Raw genomic sequence first — 520 nt, 5'->3', positions numbered from 1 at the left:
TCATGCACAGTCTTTCCCTTACCACGACGATCGACAAGGGCTTCTGGTCCACCTTGTTTAAACTTCCGAGTCCACGAGTAAACCTGACCATATGACACGTTGTACTTATTCATGGCGCGTGAGTAATCCATATCGTTTGCTATAATCCATTGAACAATTTCTACACGTTCCAGCTGGGTTGTTTTCCGACCATCTTTCACTTGTTTCACACTCCTAGTGGTGAGTTGTTTACCACTAGTATACTGATGAACCCATTGATAGATAGTACTAACGTTAGGAATATTATATTTATCGCATAATCGAGGATAAGAACTGTGTCCTTCTAGGTACTCCAGAACTATTTTTAATTTCAATTCACTTGGATACTTTCCCATGAGTCGATGCCGCAGGCCATCGATCCCCTGTAATCCATAACGCTTTACCCATCGGCTTACTTGACTATGTTCAACTCCATATTTTCTTTGAACGGCATTAGGAGCCATTCCCTGAGTAACTAGACCAATGTAAAACAACTTCTCTT

At 41.3% G+C, this 520-nt stretch carries 1 protein-coding gene; it reads right to left on the bottom strand.

All coding sequences use genetic code 11. The features are described 5' to 3' along the window. Positions 1 to 520 (bottom strand): helix-turn-helix domain-containing protein (locus LOSG293_RS09835; RefSeq protein ID WP_034529904.1); only part of this gene is annotated, 520 nt, incomplete at both ends.

Source organism: Secundilactobacillus oryzae JCM 18671, from assembly GCF_000740055.1.
In the GTDB taxonomy this organism is placed as follows: Bacteria; Bacillota; Bacilli; order Lactobacillales; family Lactobacillaceae; genus Secundilactobacillus; species Secundilactobacillus oryzae.
This window is presented reverse-complemented; position numbering and strand designations above follow the sequence as displayed.